The 22,578-nt window shown below is 66.1% G+C and carries 21 protein-coding genes; 9 read left to right on the top strand and 12 right to left on the bottom strand.

Annotated elements, in window-relative coordinates; genetic code table 11:
- Nucleotides 1-50: 50 nt before the first annotated feature.
- From ACVMB1_RS25260 to ACVMB1_RS25240, 5 genes are all read right to left on the bottom strand, one after another.
- The gene (locus ACVMB1_RS25260; RefSeq protein WP_057016976.1) at nt 51-473 is read right to left on the bottom strand and encodes a DUF2946 family protein; all 423 of its coding nucleotides are present in this window, start codon (nt 471-473) and stop codon (nt 51-53) included.
- A gap of 163 nt (nt 474-636) precedes the next feature.
- A complete protein-coding gene (locus tag ACVMB1_RS25255) occupies nt 637-2,700 on the bottom strand; it encodes a hypothetical protein (protein ID WP_141340524.1) in 2,064 nt (687 codons plus the stop codon).
- A gap of 120 nt (nt 2,701-2,820) precedes the next feature.
- Nucleotides 2,821-5,631, bottom strand: coding sequence for a DUF4159 domain-containing protein (locus ACVMB1_RS25250; protein ID WP_076830466.1), 2,811 nt, complete (start codon nt 5,629-5,631; stop codon nt 2,821-2,823).
- Entirely contained in the window at nt 5,631-6,572 is a 942-nt protein-coding gene (locus ACVMB1_RS25245; RefSeq protein ID WP_076830268.1) for a DUF58 domain-containing protein, read from the bottom strand. Before ACVMB1_RS25245 ends, ACVMB1_RS25250 begins: the two co-directional genes overlap by 1 nt.
- The gene (locus ACVMB1_RS25240) at nt 6,572-7,576 is read right to left on the bottom strand and encodes an AAA family ATPase (protein WP_038386028.1); all 1,005 of its coding nucleotides are present in this window, start codon (nt 7,574-7,576) and stop codon (nt 6,572-6,574) included. The genes ACVMB1_RS25245 and ACVMB1_RS25240 overlap by 1 nt, the downstream gene beginning before the upstream one ends.
- 241 nt (nt 7,577-7,817) lie before the next feature.
- Between ACVMB1_RS25240 and ACVMB1_RS25235 the strand changes: the two genes are divergently transcribed.
- Genes ACVMB1_RS25235 through ACVMB1_RS25220 form a run of 4 tightly spaced genes read left to right on the top strand, consistent with a single transcriptional unit; the run spans nt 7,818 to nt 10,640 of the window.
- Nucleotides 7,818-8,459 (top strand): DUF1285 domain-containing protein, encoded by a 642-nt coding sequence (locus ACVMB1_RS25235; RefSeq protein WP_057016979.1) that lies wholly within the window; start codon nt 7,818-7,820, stop codon nt 8,457-8,459.
- 32 nt (nt 8,460-8,491) lie between these two features.
- The gene (locus ACVMB1_RS25230) at nt 8,492-9,127 is read left to right on the top strand and encodes a CoA pyrophosphatase (RefSeq protein WP_371852161.1); all 636 of its coding nucleotides are present in this window, start codon (nt 8,492-8,494) and stop codon (nt 9,125-9,127) included.
- Nucleotides 9,124-9,387, top strand: coding sequence for a DUF6111 family protein (locus ACVMB1_RS25225; RefSeq protein ID WP_057016980.1), 264 nt, complete (start codon nt 9,124-9,126; stop codon nt 9,385-9,387). The genes ACVMB1_RS25230 and ACVMB1_RS25225 overlap by 4 nt, the downstream gene beginning before the upstream one ends.
- On the top strand, nt 9,384-10,640 hold the full coding sequence (locus ACVMB1_RS25220) for a CCA tRNA nucleotidyltransferase (protein ID WP_456814838.1): 1,257 nt from the start codon (nt 9,384-9,386) through the stop codon (nt 10,638-10,640). Before ACVMB1_RS25225 ends, ACVMB1_RS25220 begins: the two co-directional genes overlap by 4 nt.
- Nucleotides 10,641-10,795: 155 nt before the next feature.
- Here ACVMB1_RS25220 and ACVMB1_RS25215 read toward each other — a convergent pair whose 3' ends face one another.
- From ACVMB1_RS25215 to ACVMB1_RS25190, 6 genes are all read right to left on the bottom strand, one after another.
- Nucleotides 10,796-11,044, bottom strand: a complete 249-nt coding sequence (locus ACVMB1_RS25215) for a DUF2158 domain-containing protein (protein WP_244558905.1) — start codon at nt 11,042-11,044, stop codon at nt 10,796-10,798.
- Nucleotides 11,045-11,185: 141 nt separating this feature from the next.
- The gene (locus tag ACVMB1_RS25210; RefSeq protein WP_076830275.1) at nt 11,186-11,926 is read right to left on the bottom strand and encodes an HAD family hydrolase; all 741 of its coding nucleotides are present in this window, start codon (nt 11,924-11,926) and stop codon (nt 11,186-11,188) included.
- Complete coding sequence (gene hemF / locus ACVMB1_RS25205) at nt 11,917-12,813, bottom strand: oxygen-dependent coproporphyrinogen oxidase (protein ID WP_200844447.1); 897 nt, start codon at nt 12,811-12,813, stop codon at nt 11,917-11,919. Before hemF ends, ACVMB1_RS25210 begins: the two co-directional genes overlap by 10 nt.
- Before the next feature lie 2 nt (nt 12,814-12,815).
- The gene (locus ACVMB1_RS25200; RefSeq protein ID WP_076830472.1) at nt 12,816-13,181 is read right to left on the bottom strand and encodes a 6-pyruvoyl trahydropterin synthase family protein; all 366 of its coding nucleotides are present in this window, start codon (nt 13,179-13,181) and stop codon (nt 12,816-12,818) included.
- A 27-nt stretch (nt 13,182-13,208) separates the two neighbouring features.
- Entirely contained in the window at nt 13,209-13,841 is a 633-nt protein-coding gene (gene queE, locus ACVMB1_RS25195) for a 7-carboxy-7-deazaguanine synthase (protein WP_076830475.1), read from the bottom strand.
- Between the two features lie 10 nt (nt 13,842-13,851).
- Nucleotides 13,852-14,322, bottom strand: coding sequence for a tRNA (cytidine(34)-2'-O)-methyltransferase (locus tag ACVMB1_RS25190; protein WP_141340526.1), 471 nt, complete (start codon nt 14,320-14,322; stop codon nt 13,852-13,854).
- Nucleotides 14,323-14,599: 277 nt separating this feature from the next.
- Here ACVMB1_RS25190 and petA point away from each other — a divergent pair, with 277 nt between their 5' ends.
- The 3 genes from petA to ACVMB1_RS25175 all read left to right on the top strand — a co-directional run bounded on the left by petA (nt 14,600) and on the right by ACVMB1_RS25175 (nt 18,134).
- Nucleotides 14,600-15,130, top strand: a complete 531-nt coding sequence (gene petA, locus ACVMB1_RS25185) for a ubiquinol-cytochrome c reductase iron-sulfur subunit (RefSeq protein WP_016839713.1) — start codon at nt 14,600-14,602, stop codon at nt 15,128-15,130.
- Between the two features lie 72 nt (nt 15,131-15,202).
- The gene (locus ACVMB1_RS25180; RefSeq protein ID WP_026193258.1) at nt 15,203-17,275 is read left to right on the top strand and encodes a cytochrome c1; all 2,073 of its coding nucleotides are present in this window, start codon (nt 15,203-15,205) and stop codon (nt 17,273-17,275) included.
- A gap of 184 nt (nt 17,276-17,459) precedes the next feature.
- Nucleotides 17,460-18,134, top strand: coding sequence for a dienelactone hydrolase family protein (locus ACVMB1_RS25175; protein WP_141340527.1), 675 nt, complete (start codon nt 17,460-17,462; stop codon nt 18,132-18,134).
- A 167-nt stretch (nt 18,135-18,301) separates the two neighbouring features.
- Here ACVMB1_RS25175 and ACVMB1_RS25170 read toward each other — a convergent pair whose 3' ends face one another.
- Complete coding sequence (locus ACVMB1_RS25170) at nt 18,302-19,300, bottom strand: VOC family protein (RefSeq protein WP_246786591.1); 999 nt, start codon at nt 19,298-19,300, stop codon at nt 18,302-18,304.
- A 356-nt stretch (nt 19,301-19,656) separates the two neighbouring features.
- Here ACVMB1_RS25170 and ACVMB1_RS25165 point away from each other — a divergent pair, with 356 nt between their 5' ends.
- Nucleotides 19,657-21,822: an anthranilate synthase component I gene (locus ACVMB1_RS25165; protein WP_141340529.1), complete on the top strand. Its 2,166-nt coding sequence runs from the start codon at nt 19,657-19,659 to the stop codon at nt 21,820-21,822.
- A gap of 114 nt (nt 21,823-21,936) precedes the next feature.
- Nucleotides 21,937-22,476 (top strand): adenine phosphoribosyltransferase, encoded by a 540-nt coding sequence (locus ACVMB1_RS25160; protein WP_141340530.1) that lies wholly within the window; start codon nt 21,937-21,939, stop codon nt 22,474-22,476.
- The last annotated feature ends 102 nt before the right edge of the window (nt 22,477-22,578 follow it).

Here is a 22,578-nt window from a genome sequence, read left to right as displayed (position 1 = left end):
GCCGCATGTGACGCGGCCGTCCGCTCAGGGCGTGCAGCAACCAGTTGATGTCAGGACAGGGGAGGGGCGCGGGAATGAAAGGCCGCAGGCGCCGACTTCAGATGGAGGAATTCGGCATTGGTGGTTCGGAACAGAAGCTCGACGGCTTCCGGCAGCAACAGCACCGGCGGCGCCGTGAACAGCATGCTGCTCGCGAGCGAGATGACGGCGCAGATTGCGCAATTGTCGGCCGGATGCCGGTCGTTGTCGTGCTTGGCGGGCGGCTCGGTCCCGGTCACCTGGACCGCGAGGTCCGGCGTCGCCGAGGTCCCGATATAGGCGAGATCGATCAGCGATAGCCCGGTCTGAACTGCGGGCGCCGCTTGCGCGGCCGCGATCGGATGGAAATGCCCGAACGACAGCATGAACTGGACGGCGAGCGCGAACAGCGCCAGCCGCGAGCCAGTCTTGATGTGTCGCCGGAACCACTGCATGCCGATAACGCCCGCCCAATCGGGAGCGCGTCAACACCCCAGCGCCCCGATGTTACATTATAACATCGGATGGCATCCGCGATGTCAACCGGCGTTCAGACAATCCGTGTCGATGCATTGCCTGTGTGTGCTTGATGCAACGCAGACGTGAGCCCGGCCGGACTCAGCGTCCCTCGCGCAGCCATGTTGCCGCGAATGCGCCGAGCAACAGCAGCAGGCCAACCAGGCCGGCGAACATCGGCAGCACGCCGACACCCTTCACGACGCTGGCGTCGCGCATCTTGACGCCGAGCCAGCCGTCGCCGCGGAAGATCGAGGAGGAGCGTACCGGCACGACGCGCGGCATGTCGACGCTCGAACCGTCGACGATGCGCCGGGCGTCGCCGCCGGTTGCCTGCGCCAGCGGCTTCAGCATGTCGGTGGTCGAGGTGACCTCCGAGAATTCCTTCGGGTTGGTCGGCCCGACATTGATCAGCGCCTTCAGCGTGCCGTCGGTGGCCTGCCACAGGCCGAGCTCGTTGGCGGGCAGCGTCGCGCGCCACTCGCCGGGATCGCCGGCGGTGAGCGTCAGTTCATGCGTGGTGCCGCTCGGCGACGTCACGGTGACCGGCGATACGGTGTCGGCCATGGTCTGGCGCACCACCATGAGATCCTTACCCTGCACCTGCATGCGCAGCGCCTCTTCGTCGAGGTCGGGCTGCTTCATCAGCCAGTGCGACACCCGCCGCAACAAATCGAGATGCGGGCCGCCGCCCTCGTAGCCGCGCGCCCACAGCCAGATGTGGTCCGAGAGCAGCAGCGCGACGCGGCCTTCGCCGAAGCGCGACAGCAGCAGCAGCGGCTTGCCGTCGGCTCCGGTCATGACCGGCGGATTGATCGCGTTGCGGGTATCGACGGTGCGGAAGAACCGGCTCCAATGCGGCGGCTCGGCATTCGAGCCTTCCAGCCCGCGCGTCACCGGATGGCGCTTACCGGCATCGCTCAGATGCGCGTAGAACGGCTTCTCGGTCACGCCGACCGGTTCGGCCGGCAGCACGGAGTCCAGCGGCGTGCGCCAGATGCTGGTGGTCGAGGCGTAGTCGGGGCCGGCGGACACCAGCACCGCGCCGCCGGCGCGGACATAGCGCGCGATGTTGTCGAAATAGGCGATCGGCAGCACGCCCTGGCGGGCGTAGCGGTCGAAGATGATCAGCTGGAATTCGTTGATCTTCTGCTGGAACAGCTCGCGGGTCGGAAACGCGATCAGCGACAGCTCGTTGATCGGCGTGCCGTCCTGCTTCTCCGGCGGACGCAGAATGGTGAAGTGCACGAGATCGACGCTGGGGTCGGACTTCAGGAGGTTGCGCCAGGTGCGTTCACCGGAATGCGGCTCGCCGGAAACCAGCAGCACGCGCAGCTTGTCGCGCACGCCGTCGATCGCGACTACGGCGCGGTTGTTGACCGGCGTCAGCTCGTTCTCGAGCGGCGAGGCCTCGATCTCGACGATGTTGGGCCCGGCGTGCTTGATGTCGATGTCGACGCTCGAGGTCTGGCCGCTGGTCAGCGTGCGCTCGTTGATCACTTCGCCGTCGCGGCGGATCGTGACCTTGGCGCGCTCGCCGGTGACGCCCTGGTCGTCGAGCCGGAAGGTGATGGTCTGGGTCTGGCCGACGATGCCGAAGCGCGGCGCGGCGGTGATCGCGATGCGGCGGTCGCGCTCGTCCTTGCGGCCGGTGATCAGCGCGTGCACCGGCGCCTGGAAGCCGAGCGCCTGGGCGTTGGCGGGAATGTCATGCACGCGGCCATCGGTGATCATGAAGGCGCCCGCGACGCGCTCGACCGGAACGTCCGACAGCGCCGACGTCAGCGCGCCGAACAGTTTTGTGCCATCGGTCTCGCCATCGGCCTGACCGGCCTCGACGATGCGGACCTCGAGGCCCTTGATCTGCTTCAGGCTGTCGACCAGCGCCTGCCGCGCCTTGTCGGTCTCCTGGTTGCGCGTGCCGAAATTCTGGCTCGGGCTCTTGTCGACCACGACGGCAGCGACCGAGGACAGCGGCTCGCGGTCCTCGCGGGTGAAGGAGGGATTGGCCAGTGCCAGCAGGATCAGCGCCAGCGCCGCGACCCGCACCGCGGCGCCACGCGCGCGCGACACCAGGAGCAGCACGGCAATGACGACGATCGCGCCGAGCGCGAGCCACAGCACGAGCGAAGGAACCAGCGGTGTGAACGCGATGCCGTAGTTCATGACGTCACTCCGTCATTCCGGGGCGATGCGAAAGCATCGAACCCGGAATCTCGAGATTCCGGGTCTGGTCCTTCGGACCATCCCGGAATGACGGTGTTGGCAGCTGAAGCACTTGCATCTCTATTGTCCCAGCCGCTCGATCAAGGCAGGCGCGTGCACCTGGTCGGCCTTGTAGTTGCCGGTCAGCGTGTACATCACGATGTTGACGCCGGCGCGGAAGGCAAATTCGCGCTGGCGCGGCTCGCCCGGCGTCAGCGGCAGCATCGGCTGGCCGTCGGGGCGGATCGCCCAGGCGCCGGCGAGGTCGTTCGACGTGATGATGATCGGCGAGACGCCGTCGCCGCCGCGCGCCGGGCGCTGCGCAGCCTCGTCGTCGTCCTCGCGCGGCAGCGCCTCGACCCAGGTCTGACCGGAGTTGAAGCGGCCGGGGAAATCGCGCAGCAGATAGAACGTCTTGGTCAACACGTGCTCGCGCGGCACCGGCTCGAGCTCGGGCACGTCGAGGGTCGACAGCAATTCGCGCAGCGTCTGCATGCCGGGCGTTTGCGATGAGCCGCTGTCCCCCGGCGGCGCTTCGACGGCGTCACGGGTATCGAAGATGACCGTGCCGCCCTGCTTCATGTAGGCGTCGATCTTGTTGATGGCGTCCTGCGGCGGCTTCGGCGCGCCCGGCACGATCGGCCAGTAGATCAGGGGGAAGAACGTCAGCTCGTCGCGCGCGGGATCGATGCCGACGGGATCGCCGGCTTCCAGCGCGGTGCGCTGTCCGAGGAACAGCGTCAGTCCGGACATCCCCGCCTTGACGATGGAATCGACGTCGGCATTGCCGGTCACGACGTAGGCCAGCCGCGTCTGCGACACCGCCTTGATGGCGAAGTCGTCGCTGCTGGCGTTCTGCGCGCGGCTCGGCGAGGGCACCATCGTGGTCGCAAGGATGAAGGCCAACGCGAGCACGGCCGGTGCCGCGCGCCGCCGGATCAGCGCGGCAAGGCCGCCGCCGAGCATGGCCACCACGATCGCATCGAGCAGGAACAGCGCCAGCGCCGTCGACAGCATGATGCCGCGCAAATCGCGCGGCTCGGCGTTGGTGTAGCTCGCACGCGTCGCGCGCAGGGCCGAGGTGTCGAGCGGCGCGATGCGATCGGCGGAGGCGAGCGTGTTGACCGCGATCGGGCTCTCGGCAGTGCCGTAGAAGCCGGGCGGATGGTCGGCCGTGCCGCGATCGCGATAGTCCGCCGACATCGGCTTGGCGCTCGAGGGCGGCGGGCCGAAGACGCCGAAGCCGTCGAGCGTGCGCAGCGGCGCAACCGTCTCGGCATTGGGATCGCTGGCGACGCCCGGGCCGGGCTTCGAGGTATAGCCGGACATGTCGATCAGCCGGCGCAGCATCTCGACGAAGGTGCCGGACATCGGCAGATCCGACCAGCGCATGTCAGCGCCGACATGGAACAGGCTGACAACGCCCTTGCCGCGACGCTCGCCGGTGACCAGCGGCGTGCCGTCCTCCAGCGAGGCCCAGCTCTTGGTCGAGAGCACGGCGTCGGGCTCGGCCAGCACCTGGCGGTTGACGGTGATGTCCTTCGGCACGGTGAGGCCCGAGAACGGGCCATCGGCGGCGAACGAGGCCATGTGCTGCGGCTTCTCCCAGGTCAGGCTGCCGCCGAGCGTGCGTCCGCCGCGGCGGAGCTTGACGGGAACGAGGTCGTCATCGGCCTGGGCGAGGCGCGGACCTGCGAAGCGCACCAGCACGCCGCCTTGCTCGATCCAGGCATTGAGCCGGTCGCGAATCTCTGGCGATAGCGTGCCGACGTCGGCCATCACGATCATCGGCAGCCGCTGGTCGAGGAATTGCCCGATCACCTGCTGCGGCGCGCCGCGATCGCCGAGCCTGACATCGGCGAATGGCGACAACGCCCGGGAGAGATAGAAGGTCGACGCCAACAGCGGCTGCGCGGTGTCGTTGCTCGCACCCGAGACCACGCCGATGGCGCGGCGGCGCCAGCGCCGGTCGAGCAGCTGCACGGCGCCGGCCGAATGCTCGCCGGAGATTTCGAGCCGTGCGATGTCGTTGCGCAATTCGACCGGAAGATCGAAGGCGGCTTCGGTCTCGCGATCCTGCGGTCCGAATGTGTAGCGCGCCTCGCCGATCGGCGATCCCTTGGCGTCGACCGCGCGTACCGTTCCCGCCGCGATGCCGCTCTCGGTGCGCAGCACCTTCACCGTCATCTTGGCGGCGGCGTTCTCGGCCGCGACCAGCGCCTGCGCCGACTGCGCACCGCCCGCATAGATCGTCAGATTGCGGCTCTCGATCACCTTGCCGAGCCCCTCGGTGAATTCGCTGCCGCGTCCGGTGTCGACGCCGTCGGACAGCCAGGCGATGTCGCAGTCGCCGGTCGACTTGAGGAAACGTCCAAGCGCGCCGAGAGTTTCAACCCGATCGACCGAGTAGGGCTTCGGCGCGAGCTGGCGCAGCGCGACGCGCGCGGCGCCGGCCGGCATCAGTGTGATGTCGCGCGCGGGCTCGGACAGCGGCACCAGCGCGACGCCGCGGCGGTCGCTGTCGGCGTTGGCGATCAGTTCGTCCGCGGCCCTGATCCGCGCATCCCAGCTCGAGGCCGCGCTCCAGCCGTCGTCGAGCAGGATCACCAGCGGCAATTTGCCGGCGGCAACGCCGGTCTGTGGATTCCAGATCGGGCCGGCGGCTGCGAAGATGACGAGCGCGGCGGCGGCGAGCCGCAGCAGCGTCAGCCACCATGGCGTGCGCGACGGTGTCTCCTCCCTCGGCGCGATGTCGAACAATAGCCGCGTCGGCGGGAATTCGATCCGGCGCGGCCGCGGCGGCATCACGCGCAACAGCCACCACAGCACCGGCAGGCTGACCAGCCCCAGCAGCAGCAGCGGTTCGGCAAAGGAGAGGGGGAGGCCTGCGATCATGCGCTGCGTCCCGCCTTGACTATTGAGCGGCCGCCGCCCTTGCTCACCATCATGCCGGCATGCAGGAACAACAGCAGCTCGGCAGCGGAGCGGCTGGTGGTATGGGTCGAGAACAGCCAGTCGAGCCGATTGGTCTCGCCGCGGATCTGGTCGCGATGCAGCGCGACCCGGGCGACATAATCGCTCGCCCAGCTCTCGGCGCGGCCCGCGGTGATGACGCTGCCGATCTCCGGTTCGACGAATTCGACGCGCCCGGAATAGGGGAAGGTCTCTTCGGCGGGATCGACGACCTGGATCATGGTGCCGTGCGCGCCGGAGGAGGAAAGCCCGGCCAGCATCGTCGTGATCTCTGTGATTGGCGACCAGAAATCCGACAACACGACGACTTCGGCCAGCGACGACGGCACGAAGGACGGCGGCAGGCTCGCGCGCGTCTTCTCGTCGTGCAACATCGCTTCCGCCATCTTGTCGATCACGTTGAGGCTTGCCGTCGGATTCAGCAGGCCGGGAATGCCGACGCGTTCTCCGCCCGCAACGAGCAACTCGGCGAGCGCGAAGGCTACGATCAGTCCGCGCTCCAGCTTGCTGTCGCGCGCCTCGCGCGAGGCAAAGGCCATCGACGGCGAGCGGTCGGGCCAGATCCACACCGTGTGCGCGGCTTCCCACTCCTGCTCGCGGACATAGAGATGGTCGTCGCGTGCCGAGCGGCGCCAGTCGACGCGCTGCGACGGCTCGCCGGAGACGAAGCGGCGGTATTGCCAGAAATTCTCGCCCGAGCCGGCGCGGCGGCGGCCGTGCAGGCCATGGATGACGTTGGCAGCGACACGGCGGGCCTCAAGCACCAGACGCGGCAGCGATGCGGCGAGCGTTCGGCTTTCGCCATCGGCACGTCGAACCGCAAGGATCTCCTCGTTGTGGTGCCTGTTGTCTGCGGCCATCAACCGATCCGGGTCTTCAGTTGCTTGATCACGTCGGGAATGGTGCGACCCTCGGCGCGCGCCGAGAACGTCAGCGCCATGCGGTGCTTGAGCACGGGCTCGGCGAGATCGAGCACGTCGTCGATCGACGGCGCGAGTCTCCCGTCGAGCAATGCACGGGCGCGCACCGCGAGCATCAAGGCCTGGCTGGCGCGCGGACCCGGGCCCCATGCGATCAGCTTGCCGGCCTCGCCGCCCTCGGTGCCGGGACGCGCGGCGCGGACCAGCGTCAGGATCGCCTCGACCACGGAATCACCGACCGGCAGCCGCCGCACCAGGCGTTGCGCGGTGAGCAACGTCTCGGCGTCCATCGACGGCTTGGCCGCGGCCTCTTCGGCGCCGGTGGTTTCGAACAGGATGCGCCGCTCGGCGTCGCGATCGGGATAGTCGACGTCGATTTCCATCAGGAAGCGGTCGAGCTGCGCCTCGGGCAGCGGATAGGTGCCTTCCTGCTCCAGCGGGTTCTGTGTCGCGAGCACGTGGAACGGTTTTGGCAAATCATGCCGCGCGCCGGCAATGGTGATGTGCTGCTCCTGCATGGCTTGCAGCAGCGCCGACTGGGTGCGCGGGCTGGCGCGGTTGATCTCGTCGGCCATCAGCAGTTGCGCGAACACGGGACCTGCGATGAAGCGGAACGAACGCTTGCCGGCCGAGCTCTCGTCGAGCACTTCGGCGCCGAGAATGTCCGACGGCATCAGGTCGGGGGTGAACTGAATGCGCTTGGCATCGAGGCCGAGCGTGACGCCGAGGGTCTCGACCAGCTTGGTCTTGGCGAGGCCGGGCACGCCGATCAACAGCGCGTGGCCGCCCGACAGAATCGTCACCAGGGTGTTTTCGATCACCTGCTCCTGGCCGAAGATCACGGTGGAGACCGCTTCCTTGGCGGCCTTGATCTGGCCCGCGACCTGCTCGGCCGAACGGACGATCACGTCCTCCAGTTTCTCGACGCTGTCTGCACCAGCCATTCGATCCGCTCCTTCTTGACGATGCGCGCACATCGGCGCGTCGTCATCATCTGTCGTCATCTCGGCCCTCATGCTAAACCTGAGCGAAGGCCATGTATTCGTTGAATTAAACTATCCCCACCTTATCGGTGTTTCAGGGTATGAACGGCATCACGATGTGGCGAGAATGACATCCCGACCACATCTCAGGATATGTGCACCAAACGTGCCAGATTGAAGGTAGGAAACTTTAAGGCAAACAATGGCGAAGCAAGGGCAGAGCGATTCCGGCAGGGAAACCACGGGCCTCGGGAGCAAGGGTCTCGAAGGGCTCACCACGGCCGCCAATCAAGCTGCGACATCGGGTTCGGCCGGACGCAAGGGTCTGCCGCCGGTTCACCTGTGGAATCCGCCATTCTGCGGCGATCTCGACATGCGAATCGCGCCTGACGGCACCTGGTTCTACATGGGAACGCCGATCGGCCGCCCCGCGCTGGTGCGGTTGTTCTCCACGATCCTGAAGCGCGAGGACGGCAAGCACTTTCTCGTGACACCGGTGGAGAAGGTCGGCATCCGCGTCGATGACGCGCCGTTCCTTGCCGTGGAAATGCAGGCCGGGGAAGACGCGCGCGGCCGCCTGCTCAGGTTCCGCACCAATGTCGACGATTGGGTCGATTGCGAGAAAGGCCACGGCCTCAGATTCGAGGCGGCCGAGGACGGCGGATTGACGCCCTATCTGCACGTCCGCGCCGATTTGTGGGCCAAGGTCACCCGCGCGCTCTATTACGATCTGGTTGACATGGGCGAGCAGCGGATGGTCGATGGTCAGGAGATGTTCGGCATCGAGTCCGGCGGCGAGTTCTTCGCGATGGCCGATGCCAGTCAGGTGAGGGACGCACTTTGAACGAGCCGTTGCTGAAGGTGGAGCCGGCGACGATCAGCTCGACGGAATTCTTCGCGCGGGCCCGCACGCGGCTCACTTTCGATGTGCCGCCGGGCCTGGTCGATCCGCATATCATTCCGCGCACCGGAGATTCCGGCAACGACCGCATGCTCGAGATCGTGGCGCAGGAGCAGCCGGTGCGGCCGGCCGCGGTGCTGATCCCGGTGGTCGATCACCCCGAGCCGACCGTGCTGTTGACGCAGCGCTCGCCCAATCTGTCGAGCCATGCCGGCCAGATCTCGTTTCCCGGCGGCAAGATCGACGCCACCGACGCCTCGCCGCTCGATGCCGCGCTGCGCGAGGCCTGCGAGGAAGTCGGACTGAAGCGGGAATTCATCGACCCGGTCGGCTATCTCGACCTTTATGGCACCGCGTTCGGCTTCCGCATCCTGCCGACGGTCGCCAAGGTGAAGCCGGGATTCACGCTTGCGATCAACGAGGCGGAGGTGGTCGATGCGTTCGAGGTGCCGCTCGCCTTCCTGATGAATCCCGAGAATCATCAGATCCACACCAAGGAATTCCGCGGCATGGACCGGTCCTATTACGCGATGCCGTTCGCCGAGCGCTACATCTGGGGCGCGACCGCGGGCATCCTGCGCGTGCTGTATGAGCGGATCTATCTGTCATGATCCGCACGGTATTGACCGAGATCGGAATCTTTCTGGTCCCCTTCGCGGTCTATGCCATCTTCCTCATCGCGACGCGGTCCGGCGTGACGCTGCCGGCGTCATGGCCGCTCGACATGATCGCAAAGCTGACGCTGGTGGCGCTGGTGATGGTCATCGTGAGCTTCGTGCTGCTGGCCGAATTGACTGGCGCGCCGCCGAATTCGATCTACGTTCCAGCCCATATCGAGAACGGCAAGCTGGTGCCGGGAGTTGAGAAATGAGCGAGATGCGCCTGTTGTCCGACGCGCCATGGCTCGCTTCCGGGCCCGCGGCGCGCGTGCTCGACCTGCTCAATGCCGACGGCGAGGAAGCGCGGGTGATCGGCGGGGCCGTGCGCAACGCCTTGATGCAGATTCCACTCGCCGACATCGACATCGCCACCACGGCGCTACCGGAGGAGGTGATCCGCCGCGCCAAGCGGGCGGGCATCAAGAGCGTGCCGGCCGGCATCGAGCACGGCACGGTGACCTTGGTCGTCGACAGCCAGCCCTTCGAGGTGACGACGCTGCGCGAGGATACCGAGACCTATGGCCGCAAGGCCAGGGTGGCGTTCGGTCGCGACTGGGTGCGTGACGCCGAGCGGCGCGACTTCACCATCAACGGCCTGTCGGTCGACGCTTCGGGCGTCGTGCACGATCACGTCGGCGGCCTCGCCGACATCGAGGCGAGGCGCGTGCGCTTCATCGGCGATCCCGCGCAGCGGATTGCCGAGGACTATCTGCGCATCCTGCGCTTCTTCCGTTTCCACGCCGCCTACGGCGCGGGCGAGGTCGATCGCGCCGGCTATCTCGCCTGCATCGGCGGGCGCGCCGGTTTGAGCGGCCTGTCGGCCGAGCGGATCCGCATGGAGATGCTCAAGCTCGTGGTCGCGAACGGCGCCGCAAGTGCAATGGTCGCGATGGGTGACGGTGGTTTGCTGCAGCCGCTGTTCGGCGGCATCGCCTATACTGGACCGTTCGCGGCGATGATCGAGATCGAGCGGCTGATGAAGCTCGCGCCGAGCGCGATGCGAAGGCTCGCCGCGCTGACGGTCGCCGTGACCGAGGACGCGCGGCGTATCGCCAGCCGGCTGCGGCTCTCCAACGCCGAGGCCAAGGCGCTCGATTCGATGGGCCATCGCTGGTGGCGCTTGCCCGGCATGGACGAGGCGCATGCCAGGCGCAGGCTGTACCGGCTCGACGAGGAGCCGTATCGCGACCGGGTGCTATTGGCCTGGGCGCGCACCGGCGCGGGCCAGGATGTCGATCAATGGCGCGCGCTCGCCACGCTGCCGGAGCGCTGGCGCGCGCCGCACTTTCCGTTGCGGGCGTCGGATTTCATCGCGCGCGGCATTGCCGAGGGACCGGCACTCGGACATGTCCTGACCCTGGCGGAGGATGCCTGGTTGGCCGCGGACTTTCCGCTGGAGCCGAAGATACTGTCTGATATCGCCGACCAGACCGCGGCCCGTTTCACCCGCGACCATCGGCTTTGAATTTCCTCTGAGTTTTCTCTGAGTTTTCTTGCCGACGTCTCGATGCCGCCGTGGTCAGCGGCGGCACGATGACGATTGGCTGAACGACGATCGGTCGAACGTCGCATGGAGGCGATGCTGCCGGCATCTGCCAGTCAGCATCGCGCCAATGGATCTCACGCCGCCTTGCGCTTCTTCTTGCGGTCGCCGTCGTCGTCTTCGTCCTCGTCGTCCTCTTCTTCCGCGTCGTCCTCGTCTTCGTCGTCTTCCTCTTCATCGTCCTCCGGATCGAGCTCGGTCGATTCGAGTGCGACAAGCGGCAAGGTTTCGCGAAACAGGTCGCCGTCCGTACCCATCCACAGGCACTCGACCTTGTCCTCGTCGATTTCGACGACCGTGACCGGATGGCCGCCGGACTTCAGCATGACAACATCGCCTGGTTTCAGTTCCATGATTTTCCCTCCGCGCTGGATGACGCGGGCGGCAGGCTAGCGACCGGTGATGACAGCCAAATCACGGCCGGCGCCAGCTTCAATGGAATTGACGTGGAAAACGGCCGCGATGCGCTATTTGCGCGCGGCAGGAACCAGTTCGCTCAGCGAGCGGATGATGCGGTCGGGCTTGATGGTCGATCCCGGCGGCAGCCCGACACCGTGCACGTCCATCCAGATCGCATAGATGCCAAGCCGCTGTGGCGCCACGACTTCCCACTCGAGATTGTCGCCGATCATCCAGGTGTCGGATGCGGTGACGCCGAGCGCTTCCATCGCGTGCAGGTAGGCGCGCTCCTCCGGCTTGCCGAAGCCGTGCTCGCCCTCGATCTGGATGTGATCGAAGCGATGGCCGAGCGCGAAGCGTTCGACCTTGGCGCGCTGCATGTCGGCGGCGCCGTTGGTGACCAGCGCGAGCTTGATGCCGAGCGCCTTCAACGCATCGATCGCTTCATGCGCGCCGGGGAAGACGAACATCTCTTCCTCGCGATAGGCGGTGAAGCGATCGGCGATGCGGTCCGCAAGATCGTCCGGCAGCGCGCGGTGACCGGCTGCCGCGAGCGCCGCGAAGCCGCCCTTCACGGTGAGCCGCCGAGCCTCGCCGAGCTTGATCCGCCAGATCGGCTCGGCGGTCGACCAGAATTGCCGTGCATAGGCCAAGAGCGCGGTCGCGACCTGATCCGGGGGGAGGGGCGCCAGTTCCGCGGCGAACTCCGTGGTGATCGTGGTCCAGGCGATCTCGGGGCGTCCATAGGCCGACAGGATGGTGTCATCCATGTCGATCAACATCGCGCGCGGCAGGTTCATCATGGCCATTTCACCTCCGGCGGCAGCGACGACAGGATCGAATCCACATTGCCGCCGGTCTTCAGGCCGAAGATGGTGCCGCGGTCATAGAGCAGGTTGAACTCGACATAGCGGCCGCGGCGGACCAGCTGCTCGTCGCGATCCTCCGCGCTCCAGGCGGCCGCGAAATTGCGCCGCACCAGGTCGGGATAGATCTTCAGGAAGCTGCGCCCGACGTCCTGGGTGAAGGCGAGATCGGCCTCCCAGTCGCCGCTGTCGTGCCAGTCGTAGAAGATGCCGCCGATGCCGCGGGCCTCCTTGCGGTGCGGCAGGTAGAAATAGTCGTCGCACCATTTCTTGTACTTGTCGTAGTCGGCGACGCCGTTCGGTCCGCTGCACGCCTCCTTCATCGCGGCGTGGAAGGCGACCGTGTCGGGGTCCTCCTGGGTGCGCCGGCGGTTCAGCACCGGCGTCAGGTCGGCGCCGCCGCCGAACCACGCCTTCGTGGTGACGACGAAGCGGGTGTTCATGTGCACGGCGGGCACGTTCGGATTGCGCAAATGCGCGATCAGCGAAATGCCCGACGCCCAAAAGCGTGGATCGTCGGCGGCACCTGGAATCTGCGCGCGGAATTCGGGGGCGAACTCGCCGTGCACGGTCGAGCAGTGCACGCCGACTTTCTCGAACAGCCGGCCCTTCATGATCGACATCACGCCGCCGCCGCCCGGCTTGCCGGTGTGGTCGGTGCGGTCCCAGGGGGTCCGCGCGAACCGGCCGGCGGCGCCGGGATAAAGCGTGGACGGGGCGTCGTCCTCGAGCTTCTCGAAGGCGGCGCAGATGTCGTTGCGTAGCGCCTCGAACCAGCCGCGCGCACGCGCCTTGCGGTCCTCGATGATGGCGGGATCTGTTGGCAGCATGACTAACCTTGCGGGCCGAAATAGGTGCAGCTTTCGTTGCAGCTGTCGCGATGGACGCTGACGCGGGTCAGCTTGCCTGCGTGTTGCAAGCGCTCCCAGATGAAGCGCGACAGATTCTCCAGCGTCGGCACGCCGATCGCCTCAATCTTGTTGAGGAACTTATGGTCGAGCGTCTTCTGCACCTCGGCCATGGCGCGTTCGAGGAGGCCGAGATCGACCACCATACCGGTCGCGGGGTCGGGCGTGCCGCGGACGGTAACTTCGGCTCGAAAGGAGTGGCCGTGAATCTCCTCGCTGGCGGCGCCAAAGGTCGTTCCGGACAGCGCATGCGCAGCCTCGAACCGAAACGCTTTCGTCAATTCCCACATCTCGTTCAACAACCCGATTCTGTTAGTTCATCTAATGCCGAGCGACTTGTGCGTCTGCACGCTAAGGCGCCATTGCGGGTGCTTCAGGCAATAGGCGATCGCCCGCTCGGTATTCTCGATCACGTCGGGGCCGTCCATCGGCTGCAGCGAGAAGCGCTCGAAGGCGAGGCCGGCGAAATCCTCCGGTGCGTTCTCCATTTGCGGATAGACCAGTTTGAGCTCGTGCCCCTTGCGGATCACGAGCTCGGCCGCGGCCTTGGGACTGACGCAGATCCAGTCGAGCCCGTCGGGCGGGACGATGGTGCCGTTGGTCTCGATCGCGATCGCAAAGCCGTGGCCGTGCAGGGCATCGATCAAGGCCGCGTCGACCTGCAGCAGCGGCTCACCGCCGGTCAGGACCACGTAGCGGTCGGCCTCGCCCCCCGTCCACTGCGCGGCAATGGTGCCGGCCAGCTCTTCGGCGGTCGCATAGCGGCCGCCCAGCGTGCCGTCGGTGCCGACGAAATCGGTGTCGCAGAACTTGCAGACCGCGCCGGCGCGGTCCTGCTCGCGGCCGCTCCAGAGGTTGCAGCCGGCGAAGCGGCAGAACACGGAGGCGCGGCCCGCATGGGCGCCTTCGCCCTGCAGGGTGAGAAAGATCTCCTTGACCGCGTAGCTCACCAAAAATCCCTTAAGTTGCCGAACCGGCAATTCCTGTACCGGTTTGCCGCAGCGCCTCGCCGACGGCCATGGCCGCTGTGACGGCCACATTGAGCGAACGCATGGTCGGCCGGATCGGAATCACCAGCCGCGCATCCGCAGCGGCCACCACCACGTCGGTCACCCCTGCCGTCTCGCGCCCGAACAGCAGGACATCGGAGGCCGTATACGCGAAATCAAGATAGGATTTCGCCGCCTTAGTCGTGAACAGCACCAGCCGGCATCCGGTCTCGGCCCGCCATTCCTCGAATTTCGACCATGAGTCGTGACGCTTCAACCGCACATGGTCGAGATAGTCCATACCCGCCCGGCGGAAATTCCGGTCCGAGGTGTCGAATCCCGCCGGTTCGATGATATGGGCTGCCACGTCCAGGCAAGCGCAGAGGCGCAGAATCGTCCCTGTATTCTGGGGGATGTCGGGCTGGAACAGCGCGATCTGCATGGTGCGGGCGGCCTGTGAAATCCGGATGAAATTGTCTCAATAAAACATCGCTCGGCGCGGATTTCGTGCATTGCACGTGTGCGAGCCGATAGCGGGCTTGCGCTCGTCCGGCAAGGGTGCCAATAGAACGATTCTGGACTGCTGTTCCGCCATTTGGGGTGGGGAATAGCGGTTTTCTGCCGCCGCGGGGGCCGCGGGCGCCGGCAGCCTTTCTTGGGGCGCGTCCTGCGTCTCCAGGGCGGTTCCACCGGCTGCAGAAAAGAAAGGGCTAGGAATCGTGACGACAGCGTCTTCGGCGGACCATCCGACACGCCGTGATTTTCTCTTTGTTGCAACCGGAGCTGCCGCCGCGGTCGGCGCAGCCGCCACCGTCTGGCCGCTGGTTGCGCAGATGAACCCGGATGCCGCGACGATCGCGGCCGGCGCGCCGATCGAGGTCGATCTGACGCCGATCGCCGAGGGCCAGGACATCAAGGTCTTCTGGCGCGGCAAGCCGATCTACATCAGCCATCGCACCAAGAAGCAGATCCAGGAGGCCCAGAGCGTGGCGCTCTCGAGCCTGCCCGATCCGCAGCCCGACTCGGCCCGCGTCAAGGCCGGCCACGACCAGTGGCTGGTTGTGATCGGCATCTGCACCCATCTCGGCTGCATCCCGATCGCCCATGAAGGCAATTACGACGGCTTCTTCTGCCCCTGCCACGGCTCGCAGTACGACTCCTCCGGTCGTATCCGCCAGGGGCCGGCGCCCGCCAACCTGGCGGTGCCGCCTTACGCCTTCCTTTCCGACACCAAAATCCAGATCGGCTAAGTCCCGGCCCCTCCGGGATTTCAGCTTCCACTTGGACCCATCGCGTCGTTTTTCTTCTTCAGGATCGCATCAATGAGCGGACCATCTGATTTCCAACCGAGCAACCCCGCCTTGAAGTGGATCGAACGGCGCCTTCCGATCTTCGGCCTGATCCACTCCTCGTTCGTGGCCTATCCGACGCCGCGCAACCTGAACTACTGGTGGACCTTCGGCGCCATCCTTTCGATGATGCTGGCGCTGCAGATCCTGACCGGCGTGATCCTGGCGATGCACTACACGCCGCACGCCGACCTCGCCTTCAAGTCGGTCGAACTGATCGTCCGCGACGTCAATTACGGCTGGCTGCTGCGCAACATGCATGCCTGCGGCGCGTCGATGTTCTTCTTCGCCGTCTACATCCATATGTTCCGCGGCCTCTATTACGGGTCGTACAAGGAGCCGCGCGAGGTGCTGTGGATCCTCGGCGTCATCATCTACCTTCTGATGATGGCGACGGGCTTCATGGGCTACGTGCTGCCGTGGGGCCAGATGAGCTTCTGGGGCGCCACCGTCATCACCAATCTGTTCTCGGCCGTGCCCTATTTCGGCGAGAGCATCGTGACCCTGCTGTGGGGCGGCTATTCGGTCGGCAACCCGACGCTGAACCGCTTCTTCTCGCTGCACTATCTGCTCCCGTTCGTGATCGCCGGCGTGGTCGTGCTGCACGTCTGGGCGCTGCACGTCGCGGGTCAGAACAACCCGGCCGGCGTCGAGGCCAAGACCGAGAAGGACACCGTTGCGTTCACGCCGTATGCGACGATCAAGGACATGTTCGGCGTGTCCTGCTTCCTGATCTTCTTCGCCTGGTTCATCTTCTACATGCCGAACTATCTCGGCGACGCCGACAACTACATCCCGGCGAACCCGGGCGTGACGCCGGCGCACATCGTGCCTGAATGGTACTACCTGCCGTTCTACGCGATCCTGCGTTCGATCCCGAACAAGCTCGCCGGCGTCGTGGCGATGTTCTCGGCGATCATCATCCTGTGCTTCCTGCCCTGGCTCGACAGCGCACGGACCCGTTCGTCGAAGTATCGCCCGCTGGCCAAGCAGTTCTTCTGGATCTTCGTGGTGGTCTGCATCCTGCTCGGTTACCTCGGCTCGCAGCCGCCGGAAGGCATCTATGTGATCGCCGGCCGCATCCTGACGGTCTGCTACTTCGCCTACTTCCTGATTGTGCTGCCGCTGCTCGCCCGCATCGAGACGCCGCGTCCGGTGCCGAACTCGATCGCCGACGACGTGCTGGCGAAGAGCAAGGGCAGGGCCGCGACCGCGGCCTCTGTGATGCTCGCGATGGTCGTGGCCGGCAGCCTGCTCGTCGGCGGCACCCAGAACGCCAAGGCCGAGGAGGGTGGCAACGCGCCGCCGGCCCAGAAGTGGTCGTTCTCCGGTCCTTTCGGCACCTATGACCGTGGCTCGCTGCAGCGCGGCTTGAAGGTCTACAAGGAAGTCTGTGCCGCCTGTCACGGCCTGTCCTATGTCGCGTTCCGCAACCTCGCCGATCCCGGCGGTCCCGGCTATTCGCCGGCGCAGGCGGCGGCCTTCGCGTCCGAGTACAAGATCAAGGACGGTCCGAACGACCAGGGCGAGATGTTCGAGCGTCCGGGCCGCCCGGCGGATTACTTCCCGTCGCCGTTCCCGAACGAGCAGGCCGCGCGCGCGGCCAATGGCGGCGCGGCGCCGCCCGACCTCTCGCTGATCACCAAGGCGCGGTCCTACAAGCGCGGCTTCCCGCAGTTCGCGATCGACTTCTTCACCCAGTACCAGGAGCAGGGACCCGACTACGTCGACGCCATCCTGCAGGGCTTCGAGGACAAGGCTCCGGCGGGCGTCACGATCCCGGAGGGCTCGTACTACAACAAGTACTTCCCCGGCCACGCCATCAAGATGCCGAAGCCGCTGTCCGACGGCCAGGTGACCTTCGACGACGGCTCGCCCGCGACGGTCAAGCAGTACGCGCATGACGTCACCACGTTCCTGATGTGGGCGGCCGAGCCGCACATGGAGGAGCGCAAGCGGATCGGCATGCAGGTGTTCTTCTTCCTGGTCGTCTTCGCCTTCCTGATGTACTTCACCAAGCGCAAGGTCTGGGCCAACGCCCACTGATCTCGGGTACGGTATAGCGAGTTTGAGAAAGCCCCCTTCGGGGGCTTTTTTGTTTGCAATCTCTCCGTCATTCCGGGGTGACGCGGTAGCATCGAACCCGGAATGACAGTGTCGTCAATTGCGTCGGCCGCCGAGTGCGGACAAGATGCCGGCCAATCAGCCGGCAAACATTGCGGAGGAACTCATGGGTACCAGCATCAGCTTCAAGCGTCCGGACGGCAAGGATGCGTCGGGCTATCTCGCCAATGCGGCGCGCGGCAACGCACCCGGCGTCGTCGTGATCCAGGAATGGTGGGGCCTGTCGGACCAGATCAAGGGCCTGTGCGACCGCTTCGCGGTGGCTGGCTTCGATGCGCTGGCGCCCGATCTCTACAAGGGCAAGGTGGTGCCGTATCACGACACCGATGCCGCGGGCAAAGAGATGAACTCGCTCGACTTCATGGACGCCACCACGCAGACGGTGCGCGGCGCCGCGCAGTATCTCGCCAAGAACGGCGCCAAGGTCGGCCTGACCGGCTTCTGTCTCGGCGGCGCGGTGACCATCATCGGCTCGGTGCAAGTGCCGGAACTAACTGCGGGCGTCGTGTTCTACGGCATTCCGCCGGAGCAGGCGGCCAAGCCCGCCGACGTCAGGATTCCGCTGCAGGCGCATTTCGCCAACAAGGACGATTGGTGCACGCCGGAGCTCGTCAGCAATTTCGAGAAGGCGATGAAGGCCGCCGGCAAGTCGCTCGAGCTGTTCCGCTACGACGCCGAGCACGCCTTCGTCAACGAGCAGCGCCAGTCGGTGCACGACCGCGAGGCCGCCGAACTCGCCTGGGGCCGCGCCACGGACTTCTTCAAGAAGCACCTGGGGTAAGGCGATTGCCAAAACCACCGGCGTCGTCCCGGCGAAGGCCGGGACCCATACGCCGTGGCTTTTGCAATGGGCACGCTGGCAGTCATCTCGCCAAATAACTAGGCCCTGTGGTTATGGGTCCCTGCTCCCGTGCGCAATTGCGCACTAGGCAGGGACGACGGCGAGATCTAACTCTCCGCCTTCACCCCGTCCCACCACGGGCAGGTGCCCGACATCAGCTTGAAATTACCTTCCATCACCTGCACCGGTGCGCGCTTGCCCTCGGCGGCGGCGCGCATCCGCATCTCGCGCGCGACGGCGCGGTCCTCCGGCGACAGCCAGACCCGCTCGTGGCCCCACAGGCTCGGGCCGTCATGCATCTCGAACGGTGTCCAGTTCACCGGATCGATCTCGCGGCCGCCCCAGCCGCACTCGACCATGAAGGCGGACGGCGATTTGGCGTAGAACGACGTCATCAGGTCGTTGGTGTGGCGGCCGAGCGTGACGTTGACGCGGTCTTCCTGCTGCGCGACGTCATAGGCTTGGCCGACATCGTCGAGCGAGAACAGCTCGACCATCAGATGATGCATGCCGTTCGTGCCGGTCTCGATCAGCGCCAGCGAGTGGTGGCGGGCATTGACGTGGAAGAAATAGGCGCGGAACGGTTTTTCGATGTAGTCGCTGAGGCCGAAGCCAAGCACGTCGACATAGAAGCTCATCACCGGCGCGATGTGCTCGACCGTCAGCACGGCGTGGCCGAGGCCGAGCGGCCCGGTGCGGAAGCCGGAGATCGAGCGGCCCGGCCTGAACGGCGTGTCGTCGATCTCGGCGCCATGAAACGCCTCGAGGCGGTTGCCGGCGGGATCCCGAAACGAGATCAGGCCGCGCACCCGCCTGCTATCTGCGAGCGCCAGCGGCTCTGATGTCACGGCGACGCCGGCGCGCTCCAGCCGTGCCGCCAGCGCATCGAGGGCCGCACTGTCAGCTACCTCCCAGCCGAAGAACCGGGTGCCTTCGCCCTGCGCGCGGTCGATCACGATGCGTTGCTTGCGGTCGTCCATCCGGAACGCGAGCAGCGAATTGCCGCGTTCGACCGCCTGCAGCCCGACGAGGCCAGTGCCGAACCGCCGCCAGTCGTCGAGCGCGTCGGAGCCGAAGCCGGCATATCCGAGACCCAAAATCGCCATCTGCGCCTCCGCCATCTGTCTGTTTTTTGGGCGGCCGATCAGCTGCCATTTCACCAAATCCTACGCGGATTCCTGCCCCTTCAAACCCGAAAATGCCGCTCAAAAGGGCGTCCAGGATTGGGGCAGGGGTGCCGGGCCATCTCTTGACACGGCCCGCGCCGGGTGGTGAGTAACGGGCATGAGCACCGTTGCCAGTCCATCTCGTCGTTGGTGGCCCACCTTCTCATAGGTGGCCGGTGCGTTTTCTTTTTTCACAAACGTCGAAGGTCGCCATCGCAGTGCGACCGATGGTTAGTTTATTTGCCCTTCGTTTGTCCTGTGTGGCGCTCTCTCGGCAAGTCTCGTAAGAGGATCACATGAACAGGACAGTCTTCTCCCTGCCGGCTCGAAGCGAATACCTGACCAATGGCGGCCTTGCGGTCGCGCGTGTGGTCGAGCAATTCACCGGCGGCGCCAACCGTCTCGACGATTTGATCGCGCTGCTGGACCGCCGCCGCGGCGTGGTGCTGTCCTCGGGCACGACGGTACCGGGCCGCTACGAGAGCTTTGACCTCGGCTTTGCCGATCCGCCGCTGGTGCTGGAGACGTCGGGCACCAACTTCTCGTTGCAGGCGCTGAACCCGCGCGGCGAGGTCCTGATCGCCTTCCTCGGCGACGTGCTGCGCGAGCCCTGCGTCGTGATCTCGGAGCGGACCCCAACGCGGCTCGCCGGCCATATCATCCGCGGCGCCGCGCCGGTCGAGGAAGACCAGCGCACGCGTCGCGCCAGCGTGATGTCGCTGGTGCGCGACATGGTGGCGGCGTTCACCTCCAATGCCGATCCGCTGCTCGGCCTGTTCGGCGCCTTCGCCTACGACCTCGTGTTCCAGATCGAGGACCTCGTGCAGAAGCGCGCCCGCGAGGCCGACCAGCGCGACATCGTGCTCTACGTGCCGGACCGTCTCTTGGCCTATGACCGCGCCACCGGCCGCGGCGTGGCGCTCAGTTACGAGTTCGCGTGGAAGGGCAAATCCACCGCCGGCCTGCCGCAGGAGACCGCTCCGAGCCTCTACGCCAGGAACGGCCGGCAAGGCTTTGCCGATCACGCGCCCGGCGAATATCAGGCGACTGTCGAGGTCGCGCGCGCGGCGTTTGCCCGCGGCGACCTGTTCGAGGCGGTGCCCGGGCAGCTGTTCGCCGAGCCCTGCGAGCGCTCGCCGGCTGAAGTGTTCCAGCGGCTCTGCCGCATCAATCCGTCACCCTATGGTGCGCTGATGAATCTCGGCGACGGTGAATTCCTGGTCTCCGCGTCGCCGGAGATGTTCGTGCGCTCCGACGGCCGCCGGGTCGAGACCTGCCCGATCTCGGGCACCATCGCGCGCGGCTCGGACTCGATCGGCGATGCCGAGCAGATCCGCAAGCTCCTGAACTCGGAGAAGGACGAGTTCGAGCTCAACATGTGCACCGACGTCGATCGCAACGACAAGGCGCGCGTCTGCGTGCCCGGCACCATCAAGGTGCTGGCGCGGCGTCAGATCGAGACCTACTCAAAGCTGTTCCACACCGTCGATCACGTCGAGGGCATGCTGCGGCCGGGCTTCGATTCGCTCGACGCCTTCCTGACCCATGCCTGGGCGGTCACCGTGACCGGCGCGCCGAAACTGTGGGCGATGCAGTTCGTCGAGGATCACGAGCGGTCGCCGCGGCGCTGGTATGCCGGCGCGATCGGCTGCGTGAATTTCGACGGCAGCATCAACACCGGACTCACGATCCGCACCATCCGGATGAAGGACGGCCTCGCCGAGGTGCGAGTCGGCGCGACCTGCCTGTTTGACTCCGATCCGGCCGCCGAGGATCGCGAGTGCCAGGTCAAGGCCGCGGCGCTGTTCCAGGCGCTGCGCGGCGATCCGCCGAAGCCGCTGTCCGATTTCGCGCCCGATGCCACCGGCTCCGGCAAGAACGTGCTCTTGATCGATCACGACGACAGCTTCGTGCACATGCTGGCGGATTACTTCCGCCAGGTCGGCGCCACCGTCACCGTGGTCAGGCACGTGCATGCCCAGGACATGCTCAAGAAAGAGGGCTGGGACCTCCTGGTGCTGTCGCCCGGGCCGGGTCGCCCGGAGGATTTCGGCATCGCGAAGACCATCGACACCGCGCTCGAGAACAAGCTGCCGATCTTCGGCGTCTGCCTCGGCGTGCAGGCGATCGGCGAGTATTTCGGCGGCCAGCTCGGCCAGCTCGGCCAGCCTGCGCACGGCCGTCCCTCGCGCGTCCAGGTGCGCGGTGGCCGGCTGATGCGGAACCTGCCCAATGAGATCGTGATCGGCCGCTACCACTCGCTCTATGTCGAGCGCGACAGCGTGCCCGAGGTGCTGGCGGTGACCGCGACCACCGAAGACGGCGTCGCGATGGTGATCGAGCACAAGACCCTGCCGGTCGGCGGCGTGCAATTCCATCCGGAATCGCTGATGTCGCTCGGCAACGAGGTCGGCCTGCGCATTGTCGAGAATGCATTCCGGCTTAATGTGAGTAGCAAGTGAAGGCTAAGTTTAACCATCGTCATTCCGGGATGGGCGTTAGCACCAGACCCGGAATCTCGAGATTCCAGGTTCGATGCTTCGCATCGCCCCGGAATGACCCTCAGAGCGAGACCAATGACCTTCGACTACGACATCAAGGCGACCGTTCGCACCATCCCGGACTACCCGAAGAAGGGCATCCTGTTTCGCGACATCACGACGCTGCTGGCGGATGCGAGGGCCTTCCGCCGCGCCGTCGACGAGCTGGTGCATCCCTGGGCGGGGGCGAAGGTCGACAAGGTCGCGGGCATCGAGGCCCGCGGCTTCATCCTCGGCGGCGCGGTGGCGCATCAGCTCTCCGCCGGCTTCGTGCCGATCCGCAAGAAGGGCAAGCTGCCGCACACCACGGTGCGGATTGCCTATTCGCTTGAATACGGCATCGACGAGATGGAGATGCATGCCGACGCCGTGCAGCCCGGCGAGCGCGTGATCCTGGTCGACGATCTGATCGCGACCGGCGGCACCGCGGAGGGCGCGGTGAAGCTGCTGCGCCAGATCGGCGCCAATGTGGTCGCCGCCTGCTTCATCGTCGACCTGCCCGACCTCGGCGGCGCGGCCAAGCTGCGCGCGATGGACGTTCCGGTGCGCACGCTGATGGCGTTCGAGGGGCATTGATCTCTTAGCCTCGCCCCGCGTGCGGGGAGAGGCCGGATCGCATCGAAGATGCGATCCGGGTGAGGGGACTCTCCGCGCACTCCAATCTCGGTCGAATTTGCG

It is taken from the genome of Bradyrhizobium sp. USDA 4504 (genome assembly GCF_054063995.1).
The sequence above is the reverse complement of the archived record's forward strand: the minus strand, read 5'-3'. Positions and strand labels throughout refer to the sequence as shown.

Excerpts from the sequence above, each read along its gene's own strand:
- ACVMB1_RS25200 (WP_076830472.1), bottom strand. The coding sequence starts at position 13,181 with ATGTGGGAATTGACGAAAGCGTTTCGGTTCGAGGCTGCGCATGCGCTG.
- ACVMB1_RS25210 (WP_076830275.1), bottom strand. The coding sequence starts at position 11,926 with ATGGCCATGATGAACCTGCCGCGCGCGATGTTGATCGACATGGATGAC.
- ACVMB1_RS25170 (WP_246786591.1), bottom strand. The coding sequence starts at position 19,300 with ATGGCGATTTTGGGTCTCGGATATGCCGGCTTCGGCTCCGACGCGCTC.
- ACVMB1_RS25225 (WP_057016980.1), top strand. The coding sequence starts at position 9,124 with ATGATCCGCACGGTATTGACCGAGATCGGAATCTTTCTGGTCCCCTTC.
- ACVMB1_RS25190 (WP_141340526.1), bottom strand. The coding sequence starts at position 14,322 with ATGCAGATCGCGCTGTTCCAGCCCGACATCCCCCAGAATACAGGGACG.
- ACVMB1_RS25245 (WP_076830268.1), bottom strand. The coding sequence starts at position 6,572 with ATGGCCGCAGACAACAGGCACCACAACGAGGAGATCCTTGCGGTTCGA.
- ACVMB1_RS25215 (WP_244558905.1), bottom strand. The coding sequence starts at position 11,044 with ATGCTGAAGTCCGGCGGCCATCCGGTCACGGTCGTCGAAATCGACGAG.
- ACVMB1_RS25260 (WP_057016976.1), bottom strand. The coding sequence starts at position 473 with ATGCAGTGGTTCCGGCGACACATCAAGACTGGCTCGCGGCTGGCGCTG.
- hemF (WP_200844447.1), bottom strand. The coding sequence starts at position 12,813 with ATGCTGCCAACAGATCCCGCCATCATCGAGGACCGCAAGGCGCGTGCG.
- ACVMB1_RS25255 (WP_141340524.1), bottom strand. The coding sequence starts at position 2,700 with ATGAACTACGGCATCGCGTTCACACCGCTGGTTCCTTCGCTCGTGCTG.
- ACVMB1_RS25175 (WP_141340527.1), top strand. The coding sequence starts at position 17,460 with ATGGGTACCAGCATCAGCTTCAAGCGTCCGGACGGCAAGGATGCGTCG.
- ACVMB1_RS25240 (WP_038386028.1), bottom strand. The coding sequence starts at position 7,576 with ATGGCTGGTGCAGACAGCGTCGAGAAACTGGAGGACGTGATCGTCCGT.
- ACVMB1_RS25180 (WP_026193258.1), top strand. The coding sequence starts at position 15,203 with ATGAGCGGACCATCTGATTTCCAACCGAGCAACCCCGCCTTGAAGTGG.
- ACVMB1_RS25235 (WP_057016979.1), top strand. The coding sequence starts at position 7,818 with ATGGCGAAGCAAGGGCAGAGCGATTCCGGCAGGGAAACCACGGGCCTC.
- ACVMB1_RS25160 (WP_141340530.1), top strand. The coding sequence starts at position 21,937 with ATGACCTTCGACTACGACATCAAGGCGACCGTTCGCACCATCCCGGAC.
- ACVMB1_RS25220 (WP_456814838.1), top strand. The coding sequence starts at position 9,384 with ATGAGCGAGATGCGCCTGTTGTCCGACGCGCCATGGCTCGCTTCCGGG.
- ACVMB1_RS25165 (WP_141340529.1), top strand. The coding sequence starts at position 19,657 with ATGAACAGGACAGTCTTCTCCCTGCCGGCTCGAAGCGAATACCTGACC.